Origin of the sequence: Nocardia ninae NBRC 108245 (assembly GCF_007990755.1) — a bacterium.
In the GTDB taxonomy this organism is placed as follows: Bacteria; Actinomycetota; Actinomycetes; order Mycobacteriales; family Mycobacteriaceae; genus Nocardia; species Nocardia ninae.
In genome coordinates this window covers 1-16560 of sequence record NZ_BJXA01000098.1, presented here as the reverse complement: position 1 = coordinate 16560, position 16560 = coordinate 1, and the positions used below count along the sequence as shown (strand labels likewise).

Genomic DNA, 16560 nt, shown 5'->3' with positions numbered 1-16560 from the left:
GACCAGGCTGGGGAATTCGTGTGCAGCGCGTTGGAGAGCACCGTGCCGATTCAGGCCGACACGTCGCAGGTCTGATCTGTTTGCCAAGCCGGGCCGTTGGCGGTGGCGGCGTCGGCTATCGATCTGGTCACTGCAAATGACCGCGACCGAACACCACAGAGTGCCGACCACGATGATGCACACCCAGCTCAGCCAGGCTGGTCCCGGTCGCGGATCACCAGGCCACACCGCGGCCGGGTCGCCGGGACTGCGCACCAATCGTGCCAATGTCGGGACTATCTGTGCGGGTGCGAGAAGCCCGATCCCGCGCCCGGAGAGTGCGGCCGAGACCGCGCCGCCGCCGATCACACCGGCCACGATCGTGGTCATGGCGTAGATCGCTAAGACGGCTCCGGCCGGTAGAACCGGTTCGCCGCGAACCGGATTCGGTAACCGACGCCCGGTCACAACGCTGGTTCCTCGGTCACGGTGGCACTATCGGCTGCTTGTCGTCCCGTAATAGCGCTATCGGTGTCGGTGAGCAGGATCTCCTGCGGCGAGCGAATGTGGGTGAGCAGAAATGGGTCTCGGGTGCCGATCTTGACCAGGCACTGCCCGCGCCCCAACCGCATCAACGTGTCCTCGGTACCGACGGGCAGCCGATACAGGCGCACGGTCTCCGCGGCGTCGTCGGCGCGGGATTGCCCGAACAGCACCACGATGCTCGCTTCACTCATCAACGCTCGCGCTGGAGAGTCCGGGGGTTGATCGGCGGGATGATGGAAGGCTGCGATGGTCGAAAGGCCGAGTCCGCGTGAGAGTTTGACGTTGCCTCGGAACACCTCGCCGGTCGATCCGGCCGCGACGTGCCAGCCTTCCTCCACCACCAGGATGGTCTGCTGGTAGTGCGAGGAGCGAGCGGCAAGCTTGTTGGCGAGCCAGGTGTTGGCGGTGGTCATCACCACCCGCAGGGCCGGGCCTTCGGTTGGTAGCGCGCTGAGGTCGAAGTGCACCAATGGGTGAGTCTCCAGCGCGGTGCGCACTGCCGGGCTGGTGGGTGCATCGACGAGCCCGCGCAGGTCGCGTTCGGCCAGGCGAAGCAGCGCCAGCCCTGGTTCGACGCCCCATTCGAGTGCCCGCTCACACCACCGCGGCCCGAACCCGACGCTGTCGCCTGGATTCGGATCCAGCAGCCGCAACGCCAGGTCCCGGATGACGGGATCCTTGCCTGCCTGGCGGGCGTGGGTAGTGGCCGCGGACAGCGCGGCGCCGACGGCGGCCTTTTCCTTCTCGTCCAGTTCGCGGGCCATGGCGTCGGTGAGCACCGCGATCACCAAGGCTTCCTGCCCCGCCGGGACTACCCCATCGATACCGCCACTGTGGTCTCCTCGTGCGCTGATGGCCGGGTCGAGCAGGTTCAGGCATGCCTGATTGCCACCGATCCGGAATCGGATGCTTTCCGCACCCAACGCCTGTGCCAGTGGGGTGTATTCGCCGGTACCGGCTTGGGGTTTCTTGTCCAGGATGACCACTTGGCGGTTGGCGACCAATTGCCGTAGGACGCACACGGTTTTGATCCAGGAGCTTTTGCCGCGTCCGATGTCGCCGATCACGACGATGTTGATGCCGCTGGTTTCGCTGCCGTAGGCGGCGAAAGCATCGACGATTTCCAGTTCCTGGGTCATGGTGTTCAGTCCGGCAAGCACACCGTCTTGGCGGGAGCTGCGGCGGCTGGTGGCCAGGTTCCACGCCTCGGCTTGCCGTGTGGTCGTCCATGCACCTTCCGACCGCGGCTCATACCAGCCGTACCGATCCAGTCCTCGGTGCCGCCTCGGTGGCCGACGCCGCTGCGGCTGATCCTGCGCGGTATCGCCGGCCACGGCGCTGCGGTCATTTCCTTCCCTGCCGCTGCCGGGTCGCTTACGAGTACTTTTTGGGCCTCTGAAACTGTTTTGACGACAACGTGATTCAGTGCTTTCGCGTTCTTCGGCGCGAGTATTACGGTGTGGTCGCATGGTTTGTTCGCCTCCTCATCGGGTGTAGGGGGTGGCGGCCAAGCCGCGTCCCAGGGGCAGGGTGGTGAACATCGCGACGTCGTGATCGCCGGTGGCCCAGTCGATTCCAGCGATAGCGGAATCGTGGGCGGCTTCTTCGACACGCATGCATGCGCGGTCCAGGTCGTCGGGGTCGCGGCCGGTGACCGCGATTGTCGCGGCGTAGACCGCGCCGTGGTGCCCGGAGCCGGGAACTAGGTCCTGGCGGCGGCGCCCCGAGGCGTTGGTCAGAACCTCGGTGGAACCGTCGTCGAGTTTGCCGCGGCGGGCTTCTTTTTCTCGGCGTGCTTGATCGGAGGTGAAATCCCCCCGTGCCGCCGCCCGCGCCCGGTGCGCGGGCACGAAATCCAGGCGCACGCTGATCGTGCGGATCGTGGGCGACGGTGCGGTGTCCTCATCACCGGGATCGGCATCCACTCCGGTCAGTAGCGGTGCCAGCCACAATGGACCGAGTTCAACGGGTTCGATGGCGCGTGGTCGGATGTAACCGACCCGGGTCCGCCAGCGCCCCCCGGCTCCGATCGCGACGCTGTCGACGCCGCCGATGTAGGTGGGCCAGCAGCCGGCCCAGGTGGCGTCGCGGTGGCGGTCGATCTTGTACCCGGGGTCGAGGAAGGCGCGGATGACCGCGCACGCCCGCCGCTCCCCCAGCACATCGATGCGTCCCATCCCGGCGAGCGCGAGAAGCCTTGTGGCACGTTCGGTTTCATCGCGGACGAGTTGGGCGATCGCTGCGGCGATACTGGCGTCCTTTGTTCGAGCCAGTCGCGCGGACTCGGCCATGAATGTTTCGGTCTGCGGAATGCGCAGCACCACAAACGATCTGTGTTCCTCGGCCAGGGGTGCGGTCAGGTCGATCAGGGCCCCATAGGATTCGACCGCAGGTCCCAGGCGTGAGTCGCTCAGCTGGGTGACTCGAGTGTGGGCCCATCGGGTGTGAGGGGTCATGTCGTGCGGGACGCTGCGGTGCAGGAGTTGGATGCCCCGGATATGGGAGCTGCTACGTGCCAGTTGCGCGAGCAACGTTCCGAACGATGCCGACGAGGTCGCGTAGGCGCTGTCTCCGCGTAGGCCGTCGGCGACGCCTTCTACCGCGACGATCACCGAATAGGTGGTGCGTTCACCGGGATTAGCGGTGCGGACGATGAACATGTCGTCCAATCCGGTTCCCGCGACCTGTAGTGGTGCGGTATTGCCCAGCGGCGGTGGGAACGCCCATCCCGGATCCAGGTCCGAGTCGCCGTAGTGCGGGTCGCTGTGATGGCGGTAGATGTGCTCACCGCGCCGACGCCGCAACCTGGTGCGCGCGGTGTGGGCGCGCCGGGCAGCCCAGGACGGTTTCTCTCGCCATTCCATCGTGGCCGCGAACACCGTCACCAGCTTGGCGATCGCCGCGCCTATCGCCCAGGGCTGCCCGCCACCAAGCACATAGATCGCCACCGCCGCGGCGAGGGTCGCCGCCCAGCTGATCAGCACTGGACGGGACAGGCCCAGCCATGATCGGCGTGCGATCTCACCGCCGAGGATGCAGGTCCGTATCGGGCTGCTCATGGTGACTCCGACTCGGCGTCACCGGGCGCTGCTTCGGCGGTCGAGCGCGCTTTGCTCAACGCGCCACTCGCCGCCTGCGCAGCAACCGGAGCCGCGATCATCCCCGCCGACAGCGCACCGGACCCGAGCCGTCGCACCGTGCTGGCCGCGGATCGCCCGACCTCACCAGCACCGCGTCGAGCACCACCCGAAGCTGTTGAGCCGCCGGTATTGCGGGCCAGTGTTTGCCCGAACCGTGCTTCGGTCGCTGATCGACCGTCGCTACTGCCCGCGGTGCGCCACCCAGGATCACCGGCACCGGCTGCGCCGCTTCCGACACCCGCCGCGGTGTCACCCGATGCGCGCCCGCTACGGCCTCTGCCACCGGCGCCGCGGCTGCTCCACCACATCGCTGTCCCCGCGCCGCCGACAGCACCGGCCATCAACGACGGGGATTGACCGAACCCAGCAGCGTCCGAACGCGACGGCAACAGCGGGGCATAGCGCAACAGCGACCACGGGGCCAATCCCGCCACCCCGAACGCAACAACGACCAGGCACAGTTGTCCCAACTCGCCCAGCGGTTGAGTTCCAGCGGTGTCGGTGAGACCGGCGTCGATGACTCCGGTCAGTGTGGCCAACAGCAGAAACAACAAGGGCTTGGAGGCCACGATCGCACAGAACACCAGCACCGGCCGTAACGCTTTCTTGCGCCACTGCGGGTGCACCCACATCCCGAACCCGACGCCCGCGGCCACCGCCAGACACGGCAACGCGACCTGGTGCATCAACAGACCGGCGAACACCGACAACGCGCACACGATCAACAACAAGAACAGCAGCAACCCCACCAGCACGCCGCCGGCGAGATCGGTCGCGGTCAGCGAGCCGGTGAATCGCTTGAGGTGATCGATCATCTCGCCCATGTCCGGACCGGCCATGCGCGCGATCGATTCCGATGCCAGGTTCGCCGCCTCCGCCAACATCGCCGCGAGCATCGGGGCGAACAGCATCAACAACACACCGGCAGGCAGATAGCCGAACAGGTCCCCGGAGATGGCCTTGACTGTTTCTCCGCGAGATGCCGTGCGCCACAACGCCATCAGGGTCATCGCTCCCATCACCATGACCCCGATCCCGGTGCTGAGCCCATACCAGCGCAGGAACCACGCCGCGCCAGGGTCGAACCGGCCGGTCGCAGCCAATCCATCGAGCACGCGAGCGCTGAGCTCGGCGGCGCTGTCTTTGGAGGAGTTGGCCCAGTCATCGATCACCGACTGCGGATCCTGCACGAACCTGACGACTTTGGCTGTGGCGTTCCACAACCATGAGAACGCTTGCGTGAATGCTGCGCCCGCTGATTGGCCAGCGGCTCCGAAGATCGCTTTGCCGAGACGGTCACCGAAGGAGGTGTTGCGGTCCAGCCATTGCGCGGTCCCGACGAACAGCTTGCCTACCGACCGGTTCCAGTCCACACACCGCACCAGATCCCCGGTCGCCGTCTCGGCGTAGGTGCAGTCAGCGAAAAAGGCATGCAGACAATAGGATTGGTGAACACTGCACGGATCAGTCCATGCCTTGGCCGGTACTGCCGAGAAGTCCTCGCCCGTCGCTGCGGCGATCTCGCGCATCGATTGCCGGTCCGGGGTCTTTGCCCAGTCCAACCCCCACGCGTTCCATGCCGCCGTAGCCCACCGTTTCACGTCCTCGGCACACACCGGCGATGGCAGGCGAAAGGTGGCATCACCGGCTGGAAACACGGTGGGTAAGAATTCTTTCGGCGGTTCGGTCGCCTCATCCACTGACCGCTGCACGTTGGGGCCGACATCTGCGCCACCGAGTGTTTTCTTCTGCTCGGTACCGGCCGACCAGTACAGCAACCGGTCCTCGACTGCCATCACGTCATCGACGTAGCGGCCGATGTCACCGCCACGGTCCGCGCATACTCCGGAAAACCATGGCGCGCTGCGGAATTCATCAGTACCGCCGACGAACTGGCGAAGCTCAGCGGGGAATCCGTTCGGCAACGATTTCGTCCCCGAATCCTGGCTATCGGGTTGAGCGGCAGCTGTCGCCGCACCGAAACCCGCGCCCAACGTGAGTGCGCACAGCACAGTCACGATCACCGTGATCAGGTGATGTCGGTTCATCTGGCTCACCCCCGGCTAGTTGACGTAGACGCTGTAGTAGCCCGACTGCAAGGGCTGCGACAGCGGGGAATCCGCACCTGTCGCGACGGCTTCCTCGGGTAGCGGGCCTACTCTGCCGGTGGCTTCCTTGACCTTCCAGTCCCCGCGTTCCCACACCAGCTCGACGGTGTGGGTGGCCCATGCGGTGATCACCGATACCGGTGCGCCTTCGGTGATCGCGGCTCTCGATACCGCCATCGTCCACACCATCACCCGCGCCGAGGACTCGGTGAACGCGATGACGCTCACCGCTGCCGGAACGAGATTGACCACATCCGCCCCAGCGGCGCGGTCCCGTCCGATCTGGATCGAGGCCCGCAAGTGCGGCCCGGGATCTCGAGCCAGCAGCGCGGCTTGGACCGCGCCCATCGCGATCCGGCCTTGCCCGGCTTGGGTCAATGCCTGCACCGTGTTCACCGCCGCGGTCGCCGCGCCTTCACGGTCACGCGAGTACCCCACCGGCACACCATCGGTGACCGCGGTAGGACCATGCGCGACCCGCACACTCACCCCGGCTCCCCGACCGGTGGCGTGCTCGCCATGGCACGAACCCAAGCCCAGTAGAGCGACCACGCCCACCAACACCGCGACAACACCACCAATCAGCAGCCCGCTCGGCACCTGTGGTCGCCGATGATCACCTCGCTCACCCGTCCCTCCAGGCCGTGGTCCTGACGCTGAGCCGCCACTCGCTTCGGGTGTCAGATCAGCGAATCTGCTTGTGCTCCATCGCATCTTCCGCACCTCCCATCCACGCCGTCACGCGTCTTGGAATGCGGTCTTGTCATGGCGCTCATCCGCCGACGACGAACAGGATCGTCGCCACCAGCGGCGAGGCTGCCGCGACGAGTCCGACCGAGATCAGCGCGTCTTGGAGTTCTTCCGATCCTTCGGACAGATCATTGGCGTAGCCACGGCTTTTGGCTCGCTTGACCTTGAACGCACCGACAATGACCCGCACCGAAGCGCCGATGATCACCAACGCCCACAAGAACGCCACGATCCGCTTCCACGTCGCGTCCAGAGCACCACCGAACAACCCGAAATCCGGGCTAACCCCACCCAGCGGATTTTGAATCCCTTCCGCCGAAGCCTGCGGCGCCCCGGCCAACACCACCACTAACACGCCTGTCGCTACCGCGATCGAATTGCGCAGAGCTTCCATAAGACGTTGTTGTGCAACATGTTTACCGATCATGGGTTCACCTCCTGACCGACAGCGGTCCGCGCGGACGCGCTGCTGATGTCGTTGAGCTTGCGCCGTCGTGTGCTCCTCACCGGTGACTCGCTCACCAGTCGAGACGTTGCTCGACGTTGCGGTCCGCCCACGCCGGTACCTGGTAGCGGCCCGTGCGCGATCCTGTTCCTTCGTGCAGTGCGTAGGCCAGCAGCCGCCGAGGCGTTGACGAGCCGAGCCCATCACCGATCCGCCGCGACTGCGGAATGAACTCTGTTTCCAGCGGCATGTACTGGGCAGCAAGGGTTTCCGCGACAGAATCGGCCACTACCGCGGCAACCTGTGCCCATGCGCGCAATGCTGGGCGTCTCATCCTCGACACCACGATCCGTTCACCACCGGCCAGTGCCGGGTCATAGGGCACGTGCAGCACGCGCGTGACCCCCGCTCGCTCCAACGCGTCGGTGACCTCTGACTGGCGGCGGGTGCCGCCGTGCTCGGCGAGCACAATGATCGCGTTGGCCGCTAGGGTTTCATGCCCGGCATCGGCGATACCGTCCAGCAGCCGCAGGGCAGCCACCACGACGTCGCGACGGCACACGACCGGCACCACGAGTTGGGTGGCGTTCTCGACCGTCCAGCGAAACGCGGGTGCGCGTTCGTTGTTGCCGGTATCGATCAGGATCATCGAACGGTGCCGCCGCAAAACGGCCAGGACCGCCGCGCATTCCTCGCGCCCGACATTCACACTGCCACCAGGGGTTTGGTCCGAAGCCAGTACCTCATCCAAACTCGGTTGGCGCTGCAACATCCGCCCCAGCGCCGAGGCATCTCCGTTGACAGAGCACAACTCTCGCGCGTGCGCCAACACATCCCACACGGTCTCCGGGCCGCTGCAGACTGCCGCGCGTGCGCCCAGGGTGCCGCAAGATTCGTTGGCGTCCCACGCCACCACCTGCCCGCCCCGCAACCTTCCGAACAACGCCGAGAGCACCACCGTCGTCGGCGTCACCCCCGACCCGCCCTTCGGGTTGGCTATCGCAACTACCGGCGTGCCGGGCAGCGGTTGCCGGATCCGTTCCACCGCACGCCGATACGCCACCTCCGGGCCCGACCGGGCGGGCTTGAGTTGTAGTCCGACCGTGTTGAGCTTGCCGCGCCATCCCCACTGGGCCGGATCGGTTTCCGCCCCTGGTGCCGGTCGCAGCAGCATCGACAACCGGACTTCCCGTGCCGCCGCGAGGTCGTGTACTGACGGCGGGGTCGCCGACAGGTTTGCTTCCCCGACGCCGTAGGGATCATTCGGCGCCGACGTTCCGTCAAGGTCCGACCCGGCCGGCGCCTCGAGGTGGTCGTCCTCGTTGTCGGTGGGCGAGGGTCGGCGAAGTCGTTGTCGCCGCAGATCCACCGGCCGCTCGGCGGTGTACTCCGCATCGGTATCCTTCGTTGCGACACTGGCCTCATCCATATCCGCCTCCTTGGTCAGGTGATCGACTGCCGCCGCGTGCGGACTGCCCGCTGTCTCGGTGTTCGCACCCGTCATCAGCGCTCACCCCCTGCAGCGCTCATCGCCGCTCGCCCGCCCGGGCCTGGACGAACCCCGGCTGTGGTTCCTGCCGCGGCGTACTCAGCGGCCATACGGGGAATGACTTTCACATAGCCCAACGTCTCCGCGTTCTGGCACACACTGCCTTGAGCCAGAGTGCCCTCGGGGCCGCAGTTGTACATGCTCAGCCACAACTCAGTCAGCTCGCCGCGCAGCTTTCCTTGCGTCACAGCATCTTTGGCGATCCTGACCAGTGAGCAGTCATAGGATGCCTGCGAGATCACCGCGTCCGGGATCGATGTGATGTCCGCGCGCCCGTCACCGTCTCCGTCGACACCATGTCGGGCCCATGTGCCCGGCATGAATTGCGCCGGGCCCTGCGCACCGGCCGGGGAGACTGCGAATCGGTTGAATCCCGATTCCTGATGCAACTGCGCCGCCAGCAACGGTGCCGACACTTCCGGGCAGGTCCGGGCAGCCTTACCGATCCAGGGTTCGTACTCCCCCGGCACCGATTCCGCGCGCAACGAAATTCCAGCCACCACAGCCGAACTCGGGTTGCACCCCACCATCGCTGTCGTCGGACCGAGCATCCAGTGAGATCTCGATGTCTGATGCGAGCCGTCCGACCCACCAGGGTGCGCCACTGGCATCGCCTGCGCGCGGGTTGGGTGGTTGCGCGCCTGCTCGAGCCACGGCATCGGGTCGATCTGTTGCCCACCCTGGAGCCGTCCACCTGGCACGACCTCGAAATGCAGGTGCGGGCCACTGGATTCACCTTCACTGCCGACCGCGCCGATCCGCTGCCCAGCATGGACTTCATCGCCTGTCTTGACGAACACACCACCAGCACTCATGTGCCCGTAGACGCTCGACAGCGGTGTGTTGTCGTGGATGGTGTCGATGATGATCCAATGCCCGAACCCGCCGGCGGGGCCTGCTGCGGCCACCCGGCCGCCCGTAGTAGCGAGGATCGGTGTCCCCAACGGTGCGGCAAGGTCGACACCGCGATGGAATGTGCCCTCGCGCAACCCGAACGGCGAGGACACCGTGTACGTGCCTTCGGCCAGCGGCATCACTACCTCACCTGCCGATACCCGCTGGTGAGTGCGGGGGATGTCGGGCAGGCAGTTCGGGTTCGGTGGCTTGCGGTCTCCTGACCCGAGCATGAACACGACCGCTGCCAGCAGCGTCACACCGCCGACACCGAGCAGGCCGATCAACGGGGCGGCCATCACACCACCCCAGCGATGTTGCGGATCCGGGCGGCGAACCAATCCGTCAGCCAGTCAACGGCATTGCGTTGCCCATCGACGAGGTAATGCTGATAGCCCTGATGGACACCGGAGGCGAAGAAGTTAGCCGCTGTGACCCCGTCGGACGTCAGTTGGCCCAGCGCGGCACTCCCCTGTCCGCTGACGCTGTCGGTCAACTGCCGTGTCAGCCCTCCCAGCCCCGCGAAGCCATTCGGTGCTGTCGACTCGGAACCGTCGGCGTGGCTGGCTGTGCCGGCCAGTGTGTCCACCGCCAAGCCTGCGAATCCGAGCATCGTCGGAACCAGCCCGACCAGCTGCGTCCCGACCTCTACGAGGTCGCCGCCCTTGGTGATCGCCTCGGCGATGCCCCAGAGGTTCTCCTGCAACCGCCCAACCTGGCGGGCAAGCGCGACGACATTCAGGTTGTCCAGCAAGCCGATCACCACCGACGCGATCTGTGCTGTCCCTGTGGTGTCCGGGATCATCGCGACCAGCTGTGACACTGTCCGCAGATCAACGCCGTCGGCCAGCACCACCAGAGGCTTGAACAGGGCGTTCAGTTCACCGAATAGTGCGTGCAGGGCCGTCACTTTGGCCGCGACGTCGTTTGCTTCCGTGATCGCCGCGCTGATCCGCGCGACCACGTCAACGATCGCGGGCACGTTCGCCGCGAACTTCAACCCGTTGGTGGCGACGTTGCTCATCTGTCCAACCACGACCGCGGGCTTCAGAATGCCCAGCGCGCGCGATGCCTGTGACAATGCATCGGGCGAGGACGAACTCATTGAATCGGTCAACGGCGCAGTCGCCGTGGCCAACCGGCTCGCCGCAGCCGTCCTGTCATCACCACTCGGCGTGCCAGCTGCGGTTCCGGTGAGTTCGGACAACGACTCCATCGCTGCCGGTAAGTCTGACCGTGACAGTCCCTCCACCACGTCACCAGCTACCCGTTGGGGCGACCCCGCAGCATCATTCGCCAAGCCCGACACTGCCTCGGGGCTCGTCTTCACCCACGAAGCCAGCCCGCCGAGCCGACCCAACGCTGCCTGAACATCGCGGACCGCCACCGACACACTGTTGGCATCGACAACTCCTTGCCCTGCTGAGGCGACGATCTTCTCGATCGCGGCCCGCAGACCCGGCAGGTCGATATTGCCGACATCGGCGACCAGCGACTCGATCAGGTCCGGTACTGAGCCCGTGCCGGAGGCAGTGGCCGTTGGCTCGCTGCCGATAGGTCGGGACAGGATCCGACCCAACCCCGCCAGAATAGGGTTGGCCGAGGCATTCGTCGCACAGTACTTGTCTTGCTGGGCACAAATTTCGGCGGTGACGGCCGATAAGCCGCAGAACCCGCCGGGGCGCGGACCAGCAATACCTTCACCTTCGACCTGCGGACCAACCAGCTTTCCACCGTTGGTCCCCTGCCGCGGGTCAGCGATCAAACCCACCGCCAACACCCGATCCGCGCTGATCGGGTCTCCAGAGCAGCCGATCGATGCAGCGAGATCGCCTAGCGCGTCAGCGCCTTGCGAATAGCCCGCCAGCACGAACTTCGTTGCACCACAATGCTGCCCGAACTCCTCGATGACCCGTCGCGCAGCGGCCACACCGGTCGCTTTGCTGTTCCCGTAGGCCATGCCGTCGAACGCCGCCGCCGCATAGGCCGGGAACCGGAACGCGAACTTGGCCCCGAATTGCTCCGACAGCCGTGTCGCCACCGGCGCCAGAAGTCCGACCGGGTTCGTCTCATCCGCTTGTGCGTTTGTTTCCCAAGTACCGGGCAGAAACACCCCCGCCACCACCGGACAACCCGGTTCATCCAACCCTGTTCCCGACCAAGGACTCCCGGCGGCGCTACCGGCACCCATCGTCAGGCCAGTGGCGCAAACAACACTCACGGTTCCGGCGATCATCAACCGGATCGCGAAGGAGTGTCCGCCCGGATGTTCAACCGTCCGCTTCACGAGCCGTCTCGATTCGACGATCGCTTCTGCTGCGCCACCCAGGCATCGACTGCCGACGCTTCCAGCTTTAGCGGAGAGTTCCTCGCAAGCCCTGATTTCCAGGCCCGCGAATACAACTCATGCCCCGTCACCCGCAGATGACGGATGCGATCCGGAGTATCACCAGTGCGTGCACTGATTTCCCGAATCCGCAAAACCCGCTCAGCCGAAACGGATTTAGGCCCCTCAACCGGACAATCACTCATACAACCACCTCCGCTGATCAAGCTCGCAACACACCTCGCACCCGAACTGTCATCAACCAATCAGGCGCATACGCCTGGCCGCGCAACGCGTTTACTAGGGCGGGAACACGCCTTCGCCAAGTCTGGATCCGATCCGCAGGTGCGTTCGCACGCGAAATGCCTTAGCCCTCGCTTGGTTTCGCGATCCGATGCTGACGCAACCCACAGCCGCACGAACGTTCTCTACCTGCTTGCGCTCTACGACGTTCATGAACCAATCGCCGCATGCGCCGATCGTCATCGACCTTCACGTCGTACAGCCGCTCCAGGCGCTCGCTGAGCCCCACGTCCCGCAGCACGACCGGACGTGGCCTATCACGCCGGGCGGCCGCTGCATCCGCCTCCGGATTGCCCGGGTCAATCACCGATGTACGTTGATGCGAGAAGTAGTTCATAGCGACTCCTCATCCGCTCAGCACCATGAGGATCGAACTTCATGTCTAGGAAGCGAGTTCGACCTCGGCCGAGCAAAGAGTTGCCACGCCAGTCACGATTCTCATTGCACGCGAAATGCAGGTTCGCCCTTGCACTAGTCGACGCGCGGGGGTCAGAGTTTGAATCGTCCGGCCTTCATCCGATTCCGCAGTAGCGGGTACCGGGCATTCCCGAAGAACGGGAGAAGAACTCAATATACCTAAGATCGTCACGAGCATCAATAGCCAACCGCGAGGCCCGGGCCTATTGTCATGCAGCACGGGAAGTCCCGGATCGCCTTACTAACAACAGAGCGTTCACTTTGAGATCCACGTGATGTCGAAGACCGCCTGCAAACGGTCGGCGCGGGACAGCATCGTCCACTCGGCCCGCACTGTGGCCCATTGGTCGTGTTCCGAAAATCGAACCCGGATCGTACATCCGATCGATTCAGCACCAGCCAGCAGCGCCGCCCGACATCGAGCAACGGATTCCATATCTTCCCAATGGATCTCAGGATCCTGATGCCGCCAGCGGTAGAGCGGCGTGTCATCGATCGCAATCCAGTCGTGAACCAGCCAGCTCGCCACGTCAGTTAGCCCGACAGCGTGGCCCTCCCTAGTCGGTATGCGACGCAGAGCGACAGCGTGAGTATCGAATCGTGGCGTCGGCTCCAAGCCGGTGACGTCGTGAACAATCGCGCGCACCAAGCGACCTGCCGCTGATGTACAGCTCCGCGCCACCACATACACGTGGCGCCGGCCTCCCGGACCCACGTCCGCGATAATCGCCGTCCCCGCCCACTCGTCTACCGACTCTGCCGGATCGAACAACGACAGGAATCCCGCCCGATCCTCCCACCATGTGAAGCGGCACATCACGTCGGCAAGAGTCCGTTCTCGACGCTCGCCCGCACCTGCTAGATCCAGTATTCGCTCCGCCGCGGTATTTGCAGTCGCGATGCCGGTGACCGCGTTCCACTCGAGCGTTCCGACCGCTAGCGGCGACGGCGGGATGCAAGAAGCCGAGCTGGCGCACACGAGCACCCCAAAAACAGAGGCCACTGGCCCTTCCACCGGCAGCGCCAGGAGTCGGATCGCTCTACCCGAGGGCAGCCGTACGGGTTGCAACTGGGGCTCGCCAGTTCTCGCACAATGCTCGACGACAGCTGGGAGGCTTCGCACCAGCGACGCGGTCCTGGCGATGCTCACTCGCGTCAGATTTCCGAATCGTCGTCGATAGTTCCCGTCGATAACAACGGTGGGATGTGATGGGCCATTCAGTGTTTCAACCACTATCCACGGTGGCGATGCCGAAGTTCTTCTCGTCCGCTTCGATGCCGACGGGCGTCGCCGAGGCATGTCGCCAGGCGACGGGCATGACCCACCTACGCCGGAGATGTTCACTATTTCTCCTCCCCTGCGATCGTCCGCACCAGCACCGACCAACGTCTGCGCGGGGATCGCTCGAATCATTTGCGATAACTCCGAGATCGTGCGGCCGATGCGTGCGCGCACCATGGCCGTCGACTCCATCTCGACCAAATGAGTGGCCTGTGGGCCGCCCGACAACTGCGGGCCAGCGCCTCGCCGCCGACAATCGCAGCGGTGGAGGTGAGTGGATGTGGAGGCAAAGCGCATCAGGTGTCATGACACTCCTCGTGGCAGTCGGTTCCGATCACGCAGCACGGGCTCAACAAACCCCGCACAGGGACCTATGGAATTAGCGACGCCACTGAGGAAATCCCACCCAGCGCACCCCCAGTTAACCACGCCCGAAATGTGACGTCAATCACTTATGGCGGTAGGCTCTTTCTCTATCTACCTGGCCTTATGTGTAGCAAGACGATGAGAGTGAGAGCCTGAAGGCATGACCATCAGCACCGCCAAGCCTCTGGACATGCTGCCGCACGCGCCCGGCCGCCTGCCGATTCTCGGTGATCTCACCAGCGTGGACCGACGCCGCCCCACCCAACACGAACTCACTCTCGCACGACGTGGACTCGGCCCGATCTTCGAGCGAAAGCTGTTGCGTACCCGCGTCATCATCGTTTCCGGGGCGCGGCTGGCGACCCAGTGCAGCGACGAGGACACGTGGGCCCGATGCCTTGCGGGGCCCGGCGAAGTTCTACGTCAGATCGTTCCAGAGGGGCTGTTCACCGCCCGCAGCAGCAACCCTTTGTGGGCACAAGCGCGCCGTATCCTTACACCCGGGTTCAACCAGGCGGCGATGCGCAGCTACCACGAGGCGATGAACAGCGTGGCCGATGACCTGATCCCAGAATGGTCGGCCGCCCAAGGCCACCGAGTCGACGTGCATGGAGCCATGACCGCGGCAACACTCGAGGTCATCGGCCGTGCCGGATTCTCCCGGCGCCTCGGCTTGCTCGGCCCCGGTGAAGTCGACGGCAGCAATTCGCGATGGTTCGTCGACGCATTGGCCGAGGTCCTCACCTGGGCCAGCGGGCAAACCAACGACCTACCGGTCATAGGCACCATCCGCACTCTGCTGCGCACCCCGCGCGCCCGCGCGCAGATCGCCGCCGCCAACCAGTATGTGGACGCAGTCATCGCCGACCGTCAGAACCGAACCATCAGTGGCACAGACGATCTCCTGGGACTGATGCTCTCCACCCCCGACCCGGAAACCGGCCAACTCCTGCCCGCCCAGAACGTCCGCGAGCAGGTGCTCACCTTCTTGGTCGCCGGTCACGAAACCACCGCCGCACTGCTGGAAGCCAGCCTGCACTACATCGCCGCCGATCCGAACCTGCAGAAAGAACTGCGCACGGAGGTCCACGACCGCGGCGCGTTCGACTACGAGGCGGTCACCAGGATGCGCAAGATCCGCAACCTGCTCAACGAGGTACTGCGACTGTGGCCGCCGGTACCCGGCCTGTTCCGCCTCGCCCGCACCGATCAGACCCTGGCTGGTTACCGCATCCCCGCCGGACAACCAGTGTTCGTGCTCGCGCTCGCCGCACAGCGTGACCCCGAGGTGTGGGGTCCAGAGGCTGACCGATTCGACCCGGACCGGTTCGACGCCGCGCGGCTGCGTGACTACCCCGATCGCTGGTTCCATCCATTCGGCGTCGGGCCCCGTGCCTGCATCGGCCGTGCTTTCGCACTGCACGAGTCGACCCTGTTGCTGGCCCGCCTCCTCGACGCGTTCACCCTCACCGGCGCTGGCGAGCTGCGCATGGAAGAACGAGGCAGCCTGCGGCCCGAACCCTTTCAACTCACCGCCCTACCCCGACCGTAGAACGGAGGACCCGCCATGACCTGGTTTGTCGTGGAATGCCTCACACCGTTGACCGAACCGATGACCATCATCTGCAAAGACGGCGACCCGCGTGACTGGACCTCACTCCGTTCCTTACACCGCCACGAGGGTGTCGATGTCGACGATCTGCTGGAATCGGTGCGCCGCAACGGCAACCACCTCCAACAACTCCTGCCCGCCCGCGGTGGAGGATCACGGTTGATAGACATCGACCCGATCCCCGGCCCGGAAGGTGACACCTACGGCATGCACCTGTGGATCGGACCCGACACCGAAGAACCGACACCCCACCCACCCGCTTCGGCCATGTCCTGGCACCTCGGAGACCTCCAGGTGCGCCTCACCGAAGCATGCTGGCGGATGAGCCTGGCACCCGATGACCACAGCACCCACACCTCATCGACCCTGAGCCCAGCCGAGTTCCTGCGCAAAGCGGTACGTTTCGACAAAATCAACGAGCTGGTAGCGCTGGCAGCCAATCCCGACCCGACCGCGACGCACGCCTCCTACAGCGTCATCCTCCATGACCTCGGATACCTGATGAACTGGTACAACGTCGGTCGCGGCCGAAAAGACGATCGACACAACGGAATGCGCGGCCTCACTATCGATGTGACCGATACCAACCCACCAGTGATGGGCCCGATTGAAGTCCTCGGGCTCGCCACCGGCACCAACGCCCGCAACGCCCGACCAGACAGCTGGACCACCCAACCACCCACCGACGAGGACAGCCCCGTCGCTGCACTGCTCGCCTCCTCCCCCGGCGTCCCCATTCCTGTCATCGCCGAATGGCTGACCAAAGCGCCCAGCTGGATCGACTGGGAACGCGAAGGCGACCCCGTCGTGTTCCACCCCGACGACTGCGCAGCGCTGCGACGA

At 65.2% G+C, this 16560-nt stretch carries 13 protein-coding genes and 1 pseudogene; 3 read left to right on the top strand and 11 right to left on the bottom strand.

Going from position 1 to position 16560, the window contains the following annotated elements:
- Positions 1-136: 136 nt before the first annotated feature.
- Complete coding sequence (locus NN4_RS39505; protein WP_147142086.1) at positions 137-376, top strand: hypothetical protein; 240 nt, start codon at positions 137-139, stop codon at positions 374-376.
- Positions 377-443: 67 nt separating this feature from the next.
- On the opposite strand, the gene NN4_RS39500 is transcribed toward NN4_RS39505, so the two are convergent.
- From NN4_RS39500 to NN4_RS47075, 11 genes and pseudogenes are all read right to left on the bottom strand, one after another.
- Positions 444-1859, bottom strand: coding sequence for a putative type IV secretion/conjugal transfer ATPase (locus NN4_RS39500; protein WP_147142083.1), 1416 nt, complete (start codon positions 1857-1859; stop codon positions 444-446).
- Positions 1860-2009: 150 nt separating this feature from the next.
- Positions 2010-3584, bottom strand: a complete 1575-nt coding sequence (locus tag NN4_RS39495) for a hypothetical protein (protein ID WP_147142080.1) — start codon at positions 3582-3584, stop codon at positions 2010-2012.
- Positions 3581-5713 (bottom strand): hypothetical protein, encoded by a 2133-nt coding sequence (locus NN4_RS39490; protein ID WP_147142076.1) that lies wholly within the window; start codon positions 5711-5713, stop codon positions 3581-3583. The genes NN4_RS39495 and NN4_RS39490 overlap by 4 nt, the downstream gene beginning before the upstream one ends.
- 15 nt (positions 5714-5728) lie before the next feature.
- Positions 5729-6262 (bottom strand): DUF8175 domain-containg protein, encoded by a 534-nt coding sequence (locus NN4_RS39485; protein WP_147142073.1) that lies wholly within the window; start codon positions 6260-6262, stop codon positions 5729-5731.
- 283 nt (positions 6263-6545) lie between these two features.
- Entirely contained in the window at positions 6546-6950 is a 405-nt protein-coding gene (locus tag NN4_RS39480; RefSeq protein ID WP_147142070.1) for a hypothetical protein, read from the bottom strand.
- 91 nt (positions 6951-7041) lie between these two features.
- The gene (locus tag NN4_RS39475) at positions 7042-8472 is read right to left on the bottom strand and encodes a CpaE/TadZ family protein (RefSeq protein WP_147142067.1); all 1431 of its coding nucleotides are present in this window, start codon (positions 8470-8472) and stop codon (positions 7042-7044) included.
- The gene (locus NN4_RS46720) at positions 8472-9710 is read right to left on the bottom strand and encodes a M23 family metallopeptidase (protein ID WP_147142065.1); all 1239 of its coding nucleotides are present in this window, start codon (positions 9708-9710) and stop codon (positions 8472-8474) included. The genes NN4_RS39475 and NN4_RS46720 overlap by 1 nt, the downstream gene beginning before the upstream one ends.
- Complete coding sequence (locus NN4_RS39465) at positions 9710-11698, bottom strand: cutinase family protein (protein WP_147142062.1); 1989 nt, start codon at positions 11696-11698, stop codon at positions 9710-9712. The genes NN4_RS46720 and NN4_RS39465 overlap by 1 nt, the downstream gene beginning before the upstream one ends.
- Before the next feature lie 406 nt (positions 11699-12104).
- On the bottom strand, positions 12105-12377 hold the full coding sequence (locus NN4_RS39460; RefSeq protein WP_147142059.1) for a hypothetical protein: 273 nt from the start codon (positions 12375-12377) through the stop codon (positions 12105-12107).
- A 336-nt stretch (positions 12378-12713) separates the two neighbouring features.
- Entirely contained in the window at positions 12714-13460 is a 747-nt protein-coding gene (locus NN4_RS39455) for a hypothetical protein (protein ID WP_147142056.1), read from the bottom strand.
- Positions 13461-13463: 3 nt separating this feature from the next.
- Positions 13464-13691 (bottom strand): annotated as a pseudogene (locus NN4_RS47075) (hypothetical protein); the annotation flags it as partial.
- A 574-nt stretch (positions 13692-14265) separates the two neighbouring features.
- On the opposite strand from NN4_RS47075, the gene NN4_RS39450 reads away from it, so the two are divergent.
- Together NN4_RS39450 and NN4_RS39445 are read left to right on the top strand one after the other, a co-directional pair.
- On the top strand, positions 14266-15657 hold the full coding sequence (locus tag NN4_RS39450) for a cytochrome P450 (protein ID WP_147142053.1): 1392 nt from the start codon (positions 14266-14268) through the stop codon (positions 15655-15657).
- Positions 15658-15672: 15 nt separating this feature from the next.
- Positions 15673-16560 (top strand): GAF domain-containing protein (locus NN4_RS39445; protein WP_147142050.1); only part of this gene is annotated, 888 nt, incomplete at its 3' end.

Bases quoted from the DNA above. Each gene is read 5' to 3' on its own strand.
- NN4_RS39505 (WP_147142086.1), top strand. From the start codon at position 137: ATGACCGCGACCGAACACCACAGAGTGCCGACCACGATGATGCACACC.
- NN4_RS39495 (WP_147142080.1), bottom strand. From the start codon at position 3,584: ATGAGCAGCCCGATACGGACCTGCATCCTCGGCGGTGAGATCGCACGC.
- NN4_RS39490 (WP_147142076.1), bottom strand. From the start codon at position 5,713: ATGAACCGACATCACCTGATCACGGTGATCGTGACTGTGCTGTGCGCA.
- NN4_RS39480 (WP_147142070.1), bottom strand. From the start codon at position 6,950: ATGATCGGTAAACATGTTGCACAACAACGTCTTATGGAAGCTCTGCGC.
- NN4_RS39475 (WP_147142067.1), bottom strand. From the start codon at position 8,472: ATGACGGGTGCGAACACCGAGACAGCGGGCAGTCCGCACGCGGCGGCA.
- NN4_RS46720 (WP_147142065.1), bottom strand. From the start codon at position 9,710: ATGGCCGCCCCGTTGATCGGCCTGCTCGGTGTCGGCGGTGTGACGCTG.
- NN4_RS39460 (WP_147142059.1), bottom strand. From the start codon at position 12,377: ATGAACTACTTCTCGCATCAACGTACATCGGTGATTGACCCGGGCAAT.
- NN4_RS39450 (WP_147142053.1), top strand. From the start codon at position 14,266: ATGACCATCAGCACCGCCAAGCCTCTGGACATGCTGCCGCACGCGCCC.